We start from the raw sequence: 16,936 nt of genomic DNA on the forward strand, positions 1-16,936 counted from the left end.
TGAGAGTAACCGTCTTTCCCTATTAAACATATCCTGTTTATTTACCGGCTGCCTGCAATCTGATTAAACTTGATATTTAATTCGTTTAATTTTTCTTGTGCCTCTTGGTATTGTTCAAGTCTTTTATTACTTTCTTCATTGATCTCTCTTTGCGTTTTAAATTTCAACGTCCCGTTTCCGGCCTTTAATTTTTTTAAGGCAACTTCTCTCCACATTTTCTCGAACCTCCTTGAGATTGCAGAATCAGGCAATGAGCATGAATAAGACGGTACACTTCTCGTGTTTCTATTGTACTATCAGTCAATAAGAAAAACAAAGCTTTGTTGTTATCTTCATCAGCATGGAAATTAAATATCCATGTAATATTATTATTCATAGCCATGCTAAACGCTACAATAAACCGGTTTTTATAGGGTGTATCCAGCTCAGGTTCATAACGGTCTTTTTTATGCCGCAATGCCCGAATAACTGCATAGTGTTCATCTACTATCTCAGCCGGTACTTGTATTCTATCTTTTGAATGGCCTGTTGTCCCATGATCAGCTATTTTATGCAGGACTTTGTTCGTCTCGTCCAGTTCATAAATTGTAAATCCGCTGAACAATAGCAAAGATGAGGATCTAAAATAACCGTTTGTCAGTTGATAAAATATAGTAATTATTTCTTTTACAAGGTCAACTATAAGTCTGGTTTGTTCTTGAAGATCCTTAATATCATTTTGTAATTTTATATTTTGTTCTCTTGCTGCTGCAACATATCTATTATGCTCATCTGTAAGTTTATGTATTGTTTCATCTCTGATGGTAATTTCACGAAGACTTGGATTATGGGTAACTACTTCATCGTAAAGGCCGGTAAATGAGAAGTCAAAGGGGATATATTTAATGAATAAATCATATTCCCTTCTTTTCGCTAATCTGTAAGCGCCTATATGAAAATTATTTCGATCCTTAAGATCAATCATCCTCATAAACTGTAAAAAACCAGCAACAATTCCCCCTAGCAGTATGGCTGCTACAATACTTATAACTTTGGAAAGTATGGGCATTTCCGCCAAAAATCCGATTCCAAGACTAACTAAAGCCGTTATTAAAATTGGATATGTCGCCTTAAGGATTTGAATAAAACTTTTTTGCTTAAATAATCCGGCTAATAGGCTCATGAACCAAGAACCCAGTTTTTCGTCAGCATAACTTTTTTGAAGAGTAATAAAAACATCATCGAAGTCTTCACTTAAATTAAGCAGCCTTTGCTTGAAGTTTCCCTCCATATCATCGCTCCTTAAAATATCTGCATTAATACAATTATATCCATTGTAGTAGAAACAGCTTAAGGTTCACAGCTAAATTTATAACTTTCTACCCCTCCCCCCAACTCCTCCGGTACAACAGAGCGGGAAGCTGTCCCGCCTTCCTCCTGTAATGACCCGTTTCAGCCACGAGACCGGCCGATGTACGCCGGAAGTCTGCCTGGTGCAGCTTTTTGCCGATAATTACCTCGTACACCTGCTGCAATTCCGTCATGGTGAACTGCTCCGGCATGAGCTGCAGCGCAGCTTCACAGTCATCACTTTGCTCCCGCAGCCGCCCGATAGCGCAGGCAATAATTTTGGCATGATCAAACGCCAATCCGTCATTCGACATGATGGAGTACACTGTGGACTTCGAGTTCGGCTTTGCTCTTACGGTCCGGTTAAGGATGGCTGCCAGCTCTTCTTCTCCGGCACGAAGCTTAAGCTCATAGGTCCATGTTTGGACGTAGCCTTCTTCGAACAGCTCCTTGTGCTCGCGCAGCAGCCGGTAGCTTACCTTGAACCAGACGGCAGCATCCGCATCGTCTCCCGCATGTATTTGCAGCCGGCTGCTGCCCACAAGGGCCATATGGCTGCAGCTGATTACCCAGGAACGAGGGTCCCTTCCGACATCAGAAAAGATTCCAACCTGCTCCAATTGAACGTCACTCAAGCCCGTTTCTTCGTTAAGCTCCCGTGCAGCAGCCTGCTCTGCGGTCTCATCCGGCTGGACAAAGCCGCCCGGCAGTGCCCATTTTCCCAAAAAGGGATGACCTCCCCGGCGGATGAGCAGGATGTACAGCTCCTTATCTGGAAGCTTGTGGAAGTTGTCCTCTTCTCTATCCATGACTGTAAAAACAACCATATCCGCCGCCACCGAAGGCCGTTCGTAATCCCCGGCCCGGTACTGCTCCAGAAATTCCCGTTCCGTAAGTCCGTTACGATCCAATACTTCCACTGTCTTCGCCTCCCAGATTCTAATCTATTGCAGCAGCTCCCCGAAATAATTGCTATAAGGCTGAAACCTGGCCAGTACCTCGTCTACCTTGCGCATCCGTTCCTCCAAACTGCCCCTCAGCGTAATATAGGGAATCCGCCGCTGTTTCAGATCCGCTATGATCTGCCGGTGAAAAACATGCCGCTTCTGATCCCCGCTCCGGTCCCACGTATCGTCATAAGGAATATCGTCTTCACAGAGGAAGAACAGATCATACCGCTGCGCGTTTTCCAGGGCGAGCCGGGTCAGCAGCTCCGGTGCCCGTCCGTGGTAATCCAAGGCGTACATATAAGTGGTGATAGCATTCGTATCAACAAAAAGATACCGGTCTGCCGCAAGCAATGCCTGCTCCTCCCGTTCCATGTGGCCCACTGCAATCTCGTCAAAAGCTTCCAGAGTGATCCGGCGGTCCACCTGATGTTCAGCCCAGTAATCCCGTCCGTACTCACCGGCAAAAGCTGTCCGGTACCGGCGGGCCAATGCCTCGGTAATGGTCGACTTCCCGGTCGACATGGCCCCCACAAAAACCGCCTTTGTGATCAAATCCCGGTAGACGATATCGCTGACATAATCCCGGTATTTATAAGGATCCGAGCGGACCATGGTGGCCGATACCGGCACCTTCTCCCGGGCTTCATCCACACGCCGGTCCTCTGCACCCAAGGCGATGCTCATATGCCTGCCATAAAACTCGCTGCTGTAAAAATGGGTGACCTGCTCCCCGTCCAGCAGTCCCAGAATGTACTGTTCTTCGCGGATTTCATGCTCTCTGTCGTCAGAGTACCCGTCCGGACCGTCCCAGGCCTCAATAACCCGGACCGCCGGATAGAGCTCACGGATCCAGCCCGACCGGATATGGAGCGGCACCGGAGTAACCTTTGTCTCATAGATCACCACAATCAGCTCATCGACCTCCTGCAGTGCTGTTTCGATCATGAACTGGTGACCTTTATGCAGCGGTGCAAATTTTCCGAGTGTTAACCCGAGCTTTTTCATGCGACAGCCTCCTTAGCCCCTTTGTTCCAGTTATAGTAGCCGTAAGCTGCGTTGAGCAAATAAGCACTCCACATCACAATCATTAACGGACCTTCAGCACTGCCGTCCAGCGTGCGGATACTCCACAGCAGCACTGTGAACATATTCAGCACAATATAAACGAGCCATTGCTCCTTAAATCTTCTTACCATCAGGATAGTGGCCACCACCGACAATACTGTGGTTACGGCATCGATATAAGGCGAATTCTGCCCCGGTATGAAAGACAGGCCGAACCCCAGCAGCAGCGTCCCTGCAATACAGACCGCCCCAACGAGAACGATACCTTTTCCCTCCATCTGGCGCATGGACAGTTTGCCGCTCTGATAGTTCTGTTTCCACATGTAAAAGCCAATGAGATTCATCGGGACAAAAAACAGCAGATTCAGCATCACTTCCCCGAACAATCCGTTAATATAGGCCAGGTAGGCATAGCCGAACGTATTATACATGCCAAAAACATAACTCATCAGCTTCCCCTTCGCCGTCAGCACCACGCACAGCACCCCTGTGATGAAGACCGTGAACCCGAATACAGAATCTTTGGAAAGAAACGTAAAAATAATTCCGGTTAAAGTAAAGACAACGAGCCAGACGACTTCGAACATTTTCCAGCGGCCTGCAGCTTTCTGCATTTTGCATCCCCTCCGGTTGATCTGCTTTTTAATGCCAAAACACTTAATAACATTTTGTTATTTACATTTTGTTAATATCAATTTAGCAGATGCTCACGTGACTTGCAAGTAAAACTTTTACTACAAACGTTGAAAAGGCGGTTGCTCCATGTGAGCACCGCCTTCACTTATAGTAAGATTATGTATCTTAAAACATGATCAAGATCAAACCGGGTCCTTGGAGGGAGAGATAGATAGTGACAGCATTTCGCTGCCCCCGCCTGTTAACAAAAACTCCAATCCACTGGAGGAAGTATAGGAGTAATTTATTGGATCCACAGGGAAAACCTCATCATATAATCCCAGATCGTTAAGTATAGTATCTAATTCTGACGGGGACATTTCAGGAGCAACGGCTTGAATGATTTGTATCATCCCTACAATCTTGCTCGTTCTAGACAACTCATCCCCCTCTCCACGGCTAAGTACAGTAATGTATGTTAAGTTCCGGTTAGCATCTGACTCACCGTAAAAGATTAAATCCGGATCCAGAAAACTGCGGAACGACTCATGATCTTCAGGCACATAAGTACCTGCGTCAAAAGGCGCCAGATCATCAAAATTGTAAGACAGCCCCCTATTATAGATCATAGTATTAAAATTCCCGATGAAAGGATCCAGTCCGATTCCCAGGTCGGATTTGCGAACTTGTTCATCTTCAGGAGCTTGATCCGGCACGGGTTCTTCCTCCGCTTCTTCAAAATCCAAAGCAATCCCGCTGCCGGAGCCAGTATCTCCGCTCTCACTACTGGAAACCGCCACGGGCGATGGTCCAACCGACATTTGAATACGGATGGGATTTCTCTGCAGAAGCACTGCAATAATACAAATAAGAATTATCACTAAAACAATTAGACTTTTCTGCAAATTCGAGATTTTTTTCAAATTACTTTCCCCCTGCTGTTTCACTTAAATTTATGCTAATAAAGCTTAGCACTGTTTGTCCTTTTTGATCAATCAACATGATCACTTTGCAAAACATTGATAGAGAACGGGATGGAGCGGTACAGGTACAGCGCAAAAAAGACGGGCTTCTCTAGGGGAAACACCGCCTTGTAGGTCAACCGCCGGGAATCCGGACGGCAGCTCAGGATTTAGACTTAAGGTTTAACACAGGCCACTTTACTTTAAGGAGTGCACCTCGCACCAATTGCGCAAAAACTGCAGATTCGTATCAAAATAATGATCGTTCTGCCAGCCGCCTCCCCATATTTCGGAGTTGCCTGTATGGAGGCCCATCAGCCAGATTTCCCGGATCGCCACGAACATCGGTATCGCTTTCAAATCATATTCTGACATTTTTTTATGCTTCCGGTAGGATTCCAGGAACAGGGTCCAGCGCTCATTCTCAAAATGCTCTTTCTCTTTTCCTCTAACTTTTGCCCATAAAAACACCGAAATATCATAAGCCCTCCACCCGAAGCCTCCACAGTCAAAATCGAAATGCATCAGCGATTCCTCATGAAAATGTACGTTGCCACCATGAAGATCCCCGTGACACGCTCCCCAATCCAGCATGGATGAGATTTCTTCTACGAGACCCGTCAACAATTGTGCTGTAGATTTTAGATAGTCCATGTCCTTGGGCCTGTGTAACAGATGGCCTTGTATCTTTTCAAGAGGCTGCTCAAGCAAATGATTCAGATTAAGGGCGAACCTGCCCTGGCCAGACTTAAAATCATCCAGAGCCAAATGCATTCTGGCCACTTGTTCCCCGTATAATCCGCAGCTCTCCTGTTGATCCGAATAGCCGCCTTCCGCATAAGTAAACAACACCGCGAAACGCTGTCCTTCGGCAGCATCAAGTTCAATCAGGTATTCGCCACTCTTCCTGATAACGGGCACGGATGCAGGGATATCCTTTCTATACAAGTGATTCAGCATCTCTATTTCAAAATCGATGTCCGGTTTACTCCGCCAGTGTGCTTTGTAGATCCGGAGTATGTATTTACCGCTAGACGTCTTAACCGTATAAGTATCATTAAGCCCGTTTGAAATAAAACGGCATTCCAGAGTATCCCCGATTTCATAAAGCTCCTTGATCACCGGTAATATGGCCTCTGAAGAAATGACTGAATGATACACAGGCAATTTCAGCATGGGTGGCCTCCTTTACTAATAGCCCTTATATAACTCATTATACGAACGGCAGGATCCCAGAACTATGTAACAAACAACTATAGACGAACGCTGCCAAAATAGCCCCATCCAAAGCTACACATAATTTCTTTTGTATATCAAAGTTATTTGCTCCGCTATGTCCCGGGCGCTAAATCGGGTGCCATCCTTAATCCACCACAAAATAATCCCCAGCAGTGACGCTGTAACCATATCAAGCGAGGCTACCTCCCGGGTTCCGTTCAGGTTTCTCAGGGTTCTTCGTTTTTCAATCGTACTTTTGATCAGGCTGGTCAGCTGGTATTTGAAGCCCTGATGCTCTACCAGTACTGCACAAACCTTCCGGTATTCATAAAAACATTCTAAAAAGGTAACCAGCTGCTCCTGTTCGTTATGGCTTTTCATCAGCATCAGCGGTTCTACTTTCCCGGCGAGCTCATCCAGAATGTCATGAACGAACTGGCGCAGCAGGTCATTTATGTCCTCATAATGCAAATAAAACGTTGCACGGTTCAGTTCGGCACGGCCGGTAATTTTCTGGACTGTCAGTTGGGAGATCTCCACATTATCGGCCAACAATGAAAAAACAGCATTCTTCAGCATCTTTTTTGAGCGGACAGCCCGCGGGTCTGCCCTTTTGTGTTCAGCCATTTCATCCTCCAATGTGATTTATTCGGCATTTCATTGACACAAGGAACACCTTCTGTCGTATAGTTGACACTTTCACTTACATTGCAAATAGGAATCGTACTTAAATACTGATATGATTCATTTTATTGACACGATGTCGAAAAAGCAATGAAATGAGGACTGCAGTATGCAAGAAGATACTAACAAAATAAACAAAGGAATTCTGCTGACGATCCTGATCTGCGGCTGTTTTTTATCCACACTCAATCAGACGCTGCTAAATGTCGCCCTAAGCAATCTGATGGATGTATTTCATGTTACAGCAACAACGGTACAGTGGATATCCACAGGCTTTATGCTGGTTAACGGGATCCTGATTCCGGTCACAGCCTACCTGATGAAGCGGTTTACGACACGCCAGCTGTTCCTGAGCGCCATGTTCTTTTTATTGGCCGGATCGGTTATTTGTGCCGCCGCCCCAAGCTTCAGTGTGCTTTTAACAGGACGGATGATTCAGGCTGCCGGTGCAGGCATCATCATGCCGCTCATGATGAGCGTTGTGCTGGCTATTTTCCCTGTTGAAAAACGCGGCAGCGCCATGGGCCTGCTCGGGCTGGCGATGATTTTTGCCCCGGCCATCGGCCCGACCCTCTCCGGGTTTATCGTAGAATATCAATCCTGGCGCTGGTTATTCATCGGCCTTACTCCGCTTGTTCTTATCGTTATCGTGCTGGCATTCAAGTATCTGGTGAATGTATCTGAAACCTCCAAATCGAAGCTCGATGGAATCAGTGTTCTTTTATCCACCATTGGATTCGGCCTGATTCTATACGGCTTCAGCAGTGCCGGCAGCAAAGGCTGGGAGGATATCCTGGTGCTCCTGTCTTTGGCCACTGGCCTTGCTGTAACAGCCCTGTTCTGTATCCGGCAGATAAAGTCCGATGATCCGCTGTTAAACCTGTCTGTTTTTAAAAATAAAATTTTTACGCTCACCTCACTTATTAACGTATTAGTTACGATGATGATGTACGCGGATATGATCCTGCTGCCCATTTATCTGCAGAACGGCCGCGGCTTCACAGCTTTTGATGCAGGACTGCTGTTATTGCCGGGTGCACTCGTTAATGCCTTCATGTCACCTGTCACCGGTAAGCTGTATGACCGCTGGGGTGCCAAGCCGCTGTTCATCATCGGTTTACTGTTTGTTATTCCATCCATGTGGGCGGTAACAGACTTAACCCAGTCCACGACGTATACTTACCTGATGATTCGTACCATCGGCCTGCGGATCGGCTTGAGCTTCATTACCATGCCGCTTAATACAGCCGGACTCAATGCGCTGCCCAAGCAGCTCGGTACGCATGGCACTGCCGTGAATAACACCGTCCGCCAGATTGCCGGGGCCATTGGCACAGCTGTTGTGATTACGATTTATACAGTGCAGGCAACTGGCCATGCGGCTGCAGTAATGCAGGCCAATCCTTCTACTACAGCTGATCTTCTCAAAACCCTCTCCTCCATTCTGGGGGCCAGCGATGCGTATTACTTTATGATGATTTTATCCATTGCCGCCCTGGTAATGACCTTATTTATGCCAATGAAAAACAAGGTGATAGAAGAAAAGAAAGCAGCCGCAGCCAGTAAGGAAGAGCCTTCTTTGTAAAAGCGGGTAACCGAAGGGGGGTTCCAAGTCATGAAACGGCTGCTTGGGAAACTCCTGTTTTTTCACATACATTTGGTCATTTCCATCGCAGTGGCGCATTGTATTCGCTTTTTCGCATACATCCGTGAACTGGGCGGGGATTGTTGGATGGGGGAAGCGGATGCAGTCACGCCGGGCACAAAAAAACTCCCTGCCACCGGCAGGGAGCCTCACTCTTTGATTCACCTACAACCCGAGAAACAGCACTTCCCCCTTCGTCTTCACATACCTGTACATCCCGGCACATATACCCGTCATAATGACCGCAACCCCGAGCATAATCACCTTCCCGTCCACCTCTGACAGCAGCAAAGACAGCCCCGCCGGAATAAGCAGACTGATGAAGCCCAAGATCATCGCCACCAGCACCGCTGCACTCTGCTTCACGACCTGAACCTCGTTCGTCCACTCCAGCTTGGGCAGCTTCAGGTTCACAATGACACCCATCAGCGCTGTAAAAAGAGCATAGATCACAGGAATCAGCAGCAGCAGCAGCCGGTCCAGCCACCCTATATCCAGCGATATCATCAGGATCAGACAGCTCACTACCGTGATGGGGATGGTGATTGTCAGATTGACAGCCACTTTGCTGAACAAAATGATGTGTTTCGGTACCGGGGCGCTTTTGAGAATCCACAGATTGTTGCCCTCGAGTGAGATCGAGCTTGACGTAGTGCAGCTTAGGGCCACGAACAGGGACACAACGATTGGAGCAAGTGTGCTCAGGTAATTTGATAACTGCGGAATTTCTGCCGCCTCCCCCAGCTGCTCCGGGCTGATGAACAGCAGGGAGACCGACATGACCAGCAGCAGAATCATGCCGACGCCCGTGTTCAGCACATAGTTAGAGGAACTGAAATAACGGCGGAGCTCCTTCCGGTACAGCGCCTGAAAAGCTGTGGAGGCTTTCAGAGGCTGCATGGTATATTTGCCGCTTGTGCGGCTCGTGGACAGCCCTGTATAAATCGCTTTGTAGCGGGTCCCCAGCACCGTGCAAAACACTGCAAAAGTAAGCACAGACAGCAGCGTAAACAGAATAAAAGCATCGATCCGGTACGCACTCACTGCGTCCACGTACATTTCGGCAAGCGGGTACAGCTTATAGATCATATCCGCCAGCCCGGCTCCCATGTTTTCCAGATCGGCAAGCTCCTGTTCGTTACCCTGCAGTGTGAATGAACCTACAATCAGGGCGACAACGAAAGCCAGGGTCAGCACCAGGTTGATCATTTTACTGGCTCTGAACCGCGAGGAAATCCAGCTGATCAGAGCGCCAATTACCGTGGCCGCAATAATCGGGATGAACGGAATGCACAGGAGGGCCGGGAGAAACAGCAGGTAATAGTACACTTCCGGCTGCACTTTTAACGCATATACCGCACCTGCCGGCAGCATCACCATACTTGTAAAAAATAAATTCAGCACATACAGCTGCAGCACCCGGCTTGCCACCACATGACTGCTCTTGACCGGCAGCGACATCAGCAGATCATAGTCCTTATAGCTGAAAAGAACGCCGCCTGCCTTATAGACCGTTGTGAAGAAGCCAACCAGTGAGGTAACGGCCATCATAATCGCCAGCAGCAGGTCCATCCGCCCCATTTGCTCAAACGCCACCGCCATGCCATAGCTGTACATGAAGGAAAAGACGGCAATCAGCAGCACACCAATGGCAATAGCGGTACTCACAAACAGACCTTTGCGGCGTTCCCTGGCATCTTTAGTATGCAGCGCTTTGTTCAGCCCAAAGGTGGAGAGCAGCTGCAGCTTCGTTAATCTCCAGATATTAATCATGTTCGATCAGCTCCATAAATACGTCCTCGAGACTGTTCTTGCCTTTCACGTCCTCTGTTCTGCCCTCGGCAATCAGCTTGCCCGCCTTAATAATTGCAATCTTGTTGCACAGCTTTTCTGCCGTATCCAGCACATGTGTCGAAAAGAAAATCGCGCTGCCCTCCCTGCATACCTCCGCCATAATGGTTTTTAAGGTATGTGCTGCTTTGGGATCAAGGCCGACAAAGGGTTCGTCCAGTACCAGCAGCTTCGGCTTATGAATAAGCGCAGCGATGATTGCCAGCTTTTGCTTCATGCCGTGGGAATAGGCGGAGATCATGTCACCCAGATGCGGGGTCAGCTGAAAAGCGCCGCTGTATTTTTGGATAAGCTGCTCGCGGTCACCTTTGGTTACGCCAAACAGGTCACCGATGAAATTGAGGTACTGGATCCCCGTAAGATGGTCGTACAAATCGGGGTTGTCAGGAATATAGGCGATACGCGACTTGCAGGCCAGCGGGTCTTTTTTCATCGAAATGCCGTCAATCTCAATCTCGCCCTCTTCAAAATCAAGCACTCCCACCACCGAGCGGATCGTCGTCGTTTTGCCTGCCCCGTTATGTCCGATGAAACCGTAAATATCGCCCCGTTCGACTACCAAGTTCAGGTTATGTACTGCTTTTTTGCCGCCTTTATAACTTTTTGAAAAATTTCTGATGGTTAGCATCCCCGTCACCTCTCCCATACTGTTAACAATTAACCATAATACGATTAGCTCCGGGAGATCGTTCAGTTGCTTTCACAATTATTTTTATGAACCCATTACAAGCCGGGGAGCGTATCACTTACTATGTATATACAGCTTCATGGCGGGCGGATCTGCGGAGTTGATGTTCAGTTTATAAAAGTATGTTACGCTTTGCACAAACACAGAGATGCAAGGGATAAGAGAGGATGAGTTAACTGTATGCTGCAACTGAGGAATATCTCCAAAAGCTACACCACCGGCAGTTTTACCCAGACTGCGCTCAACAATGTAAGTCTTGATTTCCGTAAAAATGAATTTGTCGCGATTCTCGGCCCCAGCGGTTCCGGTAAAACAACCTGCCTCAACCTGATCGGCGGACTCGACCAATATGACAGCGGTGATCTGATCATTAACGGTACCTCCACCAAGCATTTTAAGGACAGCGACTGGGATGCTTACCGCAACAACAGCGTGGGCTTTATTTTTCAGAGCTATAACCTGATTTCGCATTTAAGCATTACAGACAATGTAGAGATGGGCATGACCTTAAGCGGGGTAAGTGCTGATGTCAAACGCCGGAAAGCTATTGAGGTGCTGGAAAAGGTCGGTCTGAAGGACCATATCCATAAAAAACCGGGCCAGCTGTCCGGCGGACAGATGCAGCGTGTGGCGATTGCCCGTGCGCTGGCCAATGATCCTGACATTATTCTGGCCGATGAGCCGACCGGTGCGCTTGATACGGTAACCAGCGAGCAGATTATGGAGCTGATCAAGGAAATTGCCAAAGACAAGCTCGTCGTCATGGTCACCCATAACCCGGAGCTGGCAGAGGCTTACGCAGACCGGATTGTCCAGTTCAGGGACGGTAACATCATCTCGGACAGCAACCCTCCCGGAGAAGTGAAAGAGAATGCCAATTATCAGCTGAAAAAGACAGCGATGAGCTATTTTACCGCGCTCAAATTATCCGGCAAAAATATCTCGACCAAAAAATGGAGAACCGCACTGACCGCCTTCGCCTCAAGCATCGGCATTATCGGGATTGCACTGATTCTCTCCTTGTCGAACGGGTTCGACAAGCAGATCAGCAGCTACGAATCCGGCGCATTGTCCAATTTCCCGGTCACCATCAGCGAAACAGCGGCCAATATCGACTTATCGTCCCAGCCTTCAGCGGATGTGGCGGATGACGATTGGACCGAGTTCACGGGTGAAGGGGAAATTTACCCTTATGATCCGATGGCCAATACGATTCTTCACACCAATAATCTCAGTGATGAGTATCTGAAATATCTGGACGATATTGATGCTTCCCTGCTCGATGGTGTCTCTTACAGCCGCAAGGTGAACATGAACATTCTGCGATCCGATGGGGAAACGGCTGTCCCTGTCGATACAGCAAGCCTGAACTTCACCACTTACCCGGATAAGCCGGCTGGTACTGAAGGCAGCTACCTGGCGGATTATTACGATCTGCTCGCCGGCAGCCTGCCGGAACAGCCGACCGATCTCGTAATGGTTGTGGATGAATATAACCGGATGAACAAGAGTATCGTGGAAGCGCTCGGTCTGGATTTTAACGCGGACAAGGTAAGCTTTGATAATATTATCGGCCGGGAGTTCAAGCTGATTTATAACGATGATTACTACGTGCAGACGACAGACGGCTTGTTCCAGCGGAACGGCAGCGCAGCCAACCTTAATGAGATGTATAATAGCGGCCAGGCTGTAACGCTGACTATTACCGGTATTATCCGCAAGCAGCAGGACTCGCCGATGTCAACGATGTCTGCAGGCATTGCCTACTCGGACAGCCTGGCTGAGAGCTTTATCGCCAATGCGCAAAATTCGGAGATTGTTAAGGCTCAACAGCAGCAGGACCAGTCCAATGTATTGACCGGTATGGCCTTCTCGCAGCTGGACGGGTTCGGGATGATCGGCGGTATGGGCATGGGGATGGGCATGGGAATGGGCTCAAGCTCCAGCACCGATCCGGCCGAAGCATTCTCACAAGAAGAAGCACTCGCTGCTCTTGGTGCAGCAGCCACTCCGGCCTCCATCTCACTCTACCCTAAGGACTTTGGGGCGAAGGAAAGTATTGTCCAGTACCTGGACGAATGGAATGAAACTCATAGCGGTGAAGAAATGGTCGTGTATACGGATCTGGCAGCCATGGTCACCAGCCTTTCCAGCGGGATTATGGACGGGATTACGATGGTGCTGATTGCCTTCGCCTCCATCTCGCTGGTCGTATCGCTCATCATGATCGGAATCATCACCTACATTTCCGTACTGGAACGGACGAAGGAAATCGGTGTCCTCCGTGCCCTCGGTGCACGCAAAAAGGATATCACACGGGTATTTAATGCAGAGACCGGCATTATCGGGACACTCTCGGGAGTGCTTGGCATCGGAATTGCCTACCTGCTGACCATTCCTATTAACATCATTCTGAAATCCATGACGGATCTATCGGATGTCGCCCAGTTAAATCCGCTGCATGCCCTGTTCCTGGTCATCATCAGTGTAGCGCTGACCATGCTGGGCGGCTTTATCCCCGCCAAGTTTGCAGCCAAGAAAGACCCGGTCATTGCTTTGCGCAGTGAGTAAGCATTGCAAGCAAGCCAGGTAATAAAAATCAGCAAAGCAGCAGTTCCCCTTAGCGGGAACGCTGCTTTGTTTTTTGTTGTCTTCGTTTGTACTCGAAAAACCAAGTATAATGTGCCACTTCGAAGATAAACGGGCCCTATGTACTCGAAAAACCGAGTATAATGTGCCTCTCCGAAGGTAAATGCTCCCAATGTACTCGAAAAACCGAGTATAATGTGCCACTTCGAAGGTAAATTTCAGCTTTAGTACACATTATATCCGCCAGATAGCCCTGATCGTTCAACTTTTTTTCATTTATGACGTACTATATGTTGCAAAATGATTTAATATTACGTATTATATAAAACAACAAAGGTGATTTATTCCATCGGAGTGTATTCCGGAAAGGAGGCGCCTGTTTCGGGAGATTCTTTTCTATACAGCATACATCAGAAAGTAGAGTGAACGAGTGATTGAACTGACATCACGCCAACTGCAAATAATTGATTTGGTCAAGAAAAATGCGCCGATCACCGGGGAACAAATTGCGGAGAGCCTGAAGACAAGCCGGACCACCATCCGCAACGACCTCTCTGTCCTGGTGATGCTGGAGTATATTGATGCCAAACCGAAGGTCGGTTATTTTCCCGGCAAAAAGGCGGCAGAACGCAAAGGCGGCAGCCATCTGCTGCAGGAGACCAGGGTTAGCGATATTCAGAGCATTCCGGTAATTATCCGCGAGACCTCCACCATTCAGGATGCAGTGGTTACCCTGTTCCTGCAGGATGTCGGCACGCTGATTATATGTGATGCTGACGGCAAGCTGGCCGGCGTGGCCTCGCGCAAGGATTTCCTGAAAGTGACGCTGGGCAATCCCGGAGCTGTCTCCATGCCGGTAAGCATGGTGATGACCCGCCAGCCCAAAGTGGTCACTGTCTCACCTGAGGAGTCTGTGCTGGAAGCCGCGCATAAAATGATTTTTCATGAGGTAGACAGTTTGCCGGTAGTCGTTCCTGTCTCTAATGAAGATGCCATTCCCAAACTGGAGGTCATCGGCCGATTGACGAAAACTTCGATTGTAAAACTTCTCCTCGAACATGAACTTGAAACCAAAGGATAACAGGAGGATTTGAAGCGTATGCAGCAATCTTCACATTATATTACAATCTGCTCGGATTCAATCGGCGATACGGCGGAGGCTGTCGTCCAGGCCGTTATACACCAGTTCCAGAACCAGCATGTCACGATTAGACGTTACGGCAATGTGCGGCATGAAGACGAGCTCCGCAAGCTGATGGAAGAAACAGCAGAGCTGCCCGGCTTTGTCGCCTATACGCTGGTCCAGCCTGAGCTCAGGGAGATGATCCGCGAGGAAGCCGTACGTCTCGATCTGCGGATTGTGGACATTATGGGCCCGATGATGCAGGCCTTTATCGATACCTTCGACGATGCGCCGCAGGCGCGGCCCGGACTTCTGCATCAGATGGATGATAAATATTTCCGGCGGATGGAAGCCATCGAATTCACCGTCGCCAGTGACGACGGGCGGGATCTCGGAGCCATGTCCAAAGCGGATATTGTCCTGCTGGGAATGTCGCGCACTTCCAAAACTCCGCTCAGCATTTTTCTGGCCCACCGCGGCCTTAAGGTAGTGAACTTCCCGGTGGTTCCGGAGATCAGTCCGCCGGAGCAGCTGATGCATCTGCCGGCAGGCCGGATTATCGGGCTCACCATGAAACCGGAGGATATGCTGAGCATCCGCTGTGAGCGCCTCAAAGCGCTTGGGCTGCCTGCTGTATCCCAGTATTCCAGCCTTGAACGGATCAGGGAGGAAACGGAATACGCTGAAGCGTTATATGCGAAGTTAGGCTGTCCTGTCATTGATATCTCGAACAAAGCCATTGAAGAGACCGCAGGAATTATTATGGGGCATATCTCGGATTACTCCGCTTAAGCCTGCGGATTACAGATACACAATCACCGAACTGGAGGGAAAACATATGGAACGCGAATTAGCTCTTGAGATTGTACGTGTAACAGAACTGGGCGCTTTGGCTTCAGCCCGGTGGATTGGCCGGGGCGATAAACATGCGGCGGACGATGCCGCTACAGCTGCCATACGCTCCATGTTCGATTCTGTATCCATTAACGGTACGGTGGTCATTGGTGAAGGAGAGATGGATGACGCGCCTATGCTTTATATCGGGGAACAGGTCGGAAATGCTGACGGTCCGCTTGTTGATGTTGCGGTAGATCCGCTGGAGGGAACAGAAGTTGTGGCTTCCGGTCTGGATAATGCCCAATCCGTAATTGCGATTGCCGACAAGGGCAACCTGCTACATGCTCCCGATATCTACATGGAAAAGCTGGCCTGCGGTCCTGAATTGGCGGGCAAGCTGCATATTGAGGACCCTGTGGAGGTTACCCTCCAGAAGGCCAGCCACTTCAGCGGCAAATCCTTGTCCGAGCTTACAGTCATGGTTCTCGACCGTGAACGGCATAGTGATCTGATCGCCAGACTGCGTGCCGCCGGGGTCCGGATCAAGCTGCTGGGACATGGAGATGTGGCGGGGGCGATTGCGGCTGCACTGCCGGATAATGAGGTTGATTTGTATATGGGCTCGGGCGGGGCGCCGGAAGGCGTGCTGGCTGCAGCCGCACTGAAATGCCTTGGCGGGGAAATGCAGGGCAAGCTGCTGCCTGAGGGGCCTTTTGAAATGCAGCGCTGCCTGCTGATGGGCATTGAGAATCCGATGGGCGTGCTGACTATGGACGATATGGTCGGCACCGGAGACGTCATTTTTGCCGCTACCGGTGTCACTTCCGGCGAATTTCTCAGCGGCGTCCGCTTTCTGGGCAAGGACCGCGCCGAGACTCACTCTGTCATCATGCGGGCACAGAGCCGGACGATCCGTTATATCCGCAGCATTCACTTTTTACCGGGCAAAAGGATTCCCGGCCGCAGTGCGGATAAGCAGATTGCTGCTATGTAATCCCTGTCTTATTAATTATAGAAATGTCCTGGGGCTTGACGGCTCCGGGGCATTTTTTATTAAGTAAATTTTATTCCCAGGTCCGGTTGTCATTGATCTCCCGCTTGCGCCGGAAAGCCTGATCCAGATCAATCCCGAGCTTATTGGCCAGATCAAAAATGTTCCAGACCACATCATACATTTCATATCCCAGGTTCTCTTTCTTTTCGGCATCCGGGTGGAACGATACGGACAGCACCTCTTTGGACAATTCGCCGACCTCTGTCATCAGGTACAGCATCCTTTGCTCAATCGTGCTTGTGTCAAAGCCTTTGAGCTCGCTAAACTCCCGTACATACTGCTGAAATTCGGATGTGTTCATTGTAATTCCCCGCTTTTATTATAGA

At 48.9% G+C, this 16,936-nt stretch carries 16 protein-coding genes; 5 read left to right on the forward strand and 11 right to left on the reverse strand.

The window, feature by feature from the left end; all coding sequences use genetic code 11:
• Positions 1-41: 41 nt before the first annotated feature.
• From C2I18_RS03305 to C2I18_RS03340, 8 genes are all read right to left on the reverse strand, one after another.
• Entirely contained in the window at positions 42-215 is a 174-nt protein-coding gene (locus C2I18_RS03305; protein ID WP_249899869.1) for a hypothetical protein, read from the reverse strand.
• Positions 194-1,270 carry a hypothetical protein gene (locus tag C2I18_RS03310; protein WP_249899870.1) on the reverse strand — a complete coding sequence of 359 codons (1,077 nt, stop codon included), beginning with the start codon at positions 1,268-1,270 and terminating at the stop codon, positions 194-196. Before C2I18_RS03310 ends, C2I18_RS03305 begins: the two co-directional genes overlap by 22 nt.
• An 88-nt stretch (positions 1,271-1,358) precedes the next feature.
• Positions 1,359-2,249 (reverse strand): NUDIX hydrolase, encoded by an 891-nt coding sequence (locus C2I18_RS03315; RefSeq protein ID WP_249899871.1) that lies wholly within the window; start codon positions 2,247-2,249, stop codon positions 1,359-1,361.
• A gap of 24 nt (positions 2,250-2,273) precedes the next feature.
• Positions 2,274-3,284, reverse strand: a complete 1,011-nt coding sequence (locus C2I18_RS03320) for an AAA family ATPase (RefSeq protein ID WP_249899872.1) — start codon at positions 3,282-3,284, stop codon at positions 2,274-2,276.
• Entirely contained in the window at positions 3,281-3,958 is a 678-nt protein-coding gene (gene pnuC, locus C2I18_RS03325; RefSeq protein ID WP_249899873.1) for a nicotinamide riboside transporter PnuC, read from the reverse strand. The genes C2I18_RS03320 and pnuC overlap by 4 nt, the downstream gene beginning before the upstream one ends.
• 204 nt (positions 3,959-4,162) lie before the next feature.
• Complete coding sequence (locus C2I18_RS03330; RefSeq protein WP_249899874.1) at positions 4,163-4,882, reverse strand: hypothetical protein; 720 nt, start codon at positions 4,880-4,882, stop codon at positions 4,163-4,165.
• A 237-nt stretch (positions 4,883-5,119) separates the two neighbouring features.
• Entirely contained in the window at positions 5,120-6,097 is a 978-nt protein-coding gene (locus C2I18_RS03335; RefSeq protein WP_249899875.1) for a homoserine kinase, read from the reverse strand.
• A 114-nt stretch (positions 6,098-6,211) separates the two neighbouring features.
• A complete protein-coding gene (locus C2I18_RS03340) occupies positions 6,212-6,766 on the reverse strand; it encodes a TetR/AcrR family transcriptional regulator (RefSeq protein ID WP_249899876.1) in 555 nt (184 codons plus the stop codon).
• Positions 6,767-6,932: 166 nt separating this feature from the next.
• Between C2I18_RS03340 and C2I18_RS03345 the strand changes: the two genes are divergently transcribed.
• On the forward strand, positions 6,933-8,408 hold the full coding sequence (locus C2I18_RS03345; RefSeq protein WP_249899877.1) for a DHA2 family efflux MFS transporter permease subunit: 1,476 nt from the start codon (positions 6,933-6,935) through the stop codon (positions 8,406-8,408).
• Between the two features lie 225 nt (positions 8,409-8,633).
• Here C2I18_RS03345 and C2I18_RS03350 read toward each other — a convergent pair whose 3' ends face one another.
• Both C2I18_RS03350 and C2I18_RS03355 read right to left on the reverse strand, forming a co-directional pair.
• Positions 8,634-10,241, reverse strand: coding sequence for a putative ABC transporter permease subunit (locus tag C2I18_RS03350; RefSeq protein WP_249899878.1), 1,608 nt, complete (start codon positions 10,239-10,241; stop codon positions 8,634-8,636).
• Positions 10,234-10,947: an ABC transporter ATP-binding protein gene (locus tag C2I18_RS03355; RefSeq protein ID WP_249899879.1), complete on the reverse strand. Its 714-nt coding sequence runs from the start codon at positions 10,945-10,947 to the stop codon at positions 10,234-10,236. The genes C2I18_RS03350 and C2I18_RS03355 overlap by 8 nt, the downstream gene beginning before the upstream one ends.
• Before the next feature lie 240 nt (positions 10,948-11,187).
• On the opposite strand from C2I18_RS03355, the gene C2I18_RS03360 reads away from it, so the two are divergent.
• The 4 genes from C2I18_RS03360 (at position 11,188) to glpX (ending at position 16,550) form a co-directional block, all read left to right on the forward strand.
• Complete coding sequence (locus C2I18_RS03360; RefSeq protein WP_249899880.1) at positions 11,188-13,578, forward strand: ABC transporter ATP-binding protein/permease; 2,391 nt, start codon at positions 11,188-11,190, stop codon at positions 13,576-13,578.
• Positions 13,579-14,026: 448 nt separating this feature from the next.
• Entirely contained in the window at positions 14,027-14,677 is a 651-nt protein-coding gene (locus tag C2I18_RS03365; RefSeq protein ID WP_249899881.1) for a helix-turn-helix transcriptional regulator, read from the forward strand.
• Positions 14,678-14,695: 18 nt separating this feature from the next.
• Positions 14,696-15,511 (forward strand): pyruvate, water dikinase regulatory protein, encoded by an 816-nt coding sequence (locus C2I18_RS03370; protein WP_249899882.1) that lies wholly within the window; start codon positions 14,696-14,698, stop codon positions 15,509-15,511.
• A gap of 46 nt (positions 15,512-15,557) precedes the next feature.
• The gene (gene glpX, locus C2I18_RS03375; RefSeq protein WP_249899883.1) at positions 15,558-16,550 is read left to right on the forward strand and encodes a class II fructose-bisphosphatase; all 993 of its coding nucleotides are present in this window, start codon (positions 15,558-15,560) and stop codon (positions 16,548-16,550) included.
• Between the two features lie 70 nt (positions 16,551-16,620).
• Here glpX and C2I18_RS03380 read toward each other — a convergent pair whose 3' ends face one another.
• On the reverse strand, positions 16,621-16,911 hold the full coding sequence (locus tag C2I18_RS03380; RefSeq protein ID WP_249899884.1) for a MazG nucleotide pyrophosphohydrolase domain-containing protein: 291 nt from the start codon (positions 16,909-16,911) through the stop codon (positions 16,621-16,623).
• Between the last annotated feature and the right edge of the window lie 25 nt (positions 16,912-16,936).

This window comes from Paenibacillus sp. PK3_47, assembly GCF_023520895.1.
Lineage (GTDB): Bacteria > Bacillota > Bacilli > Paenibacillales > Paenibacillaceae > Paenibacillus_AQ.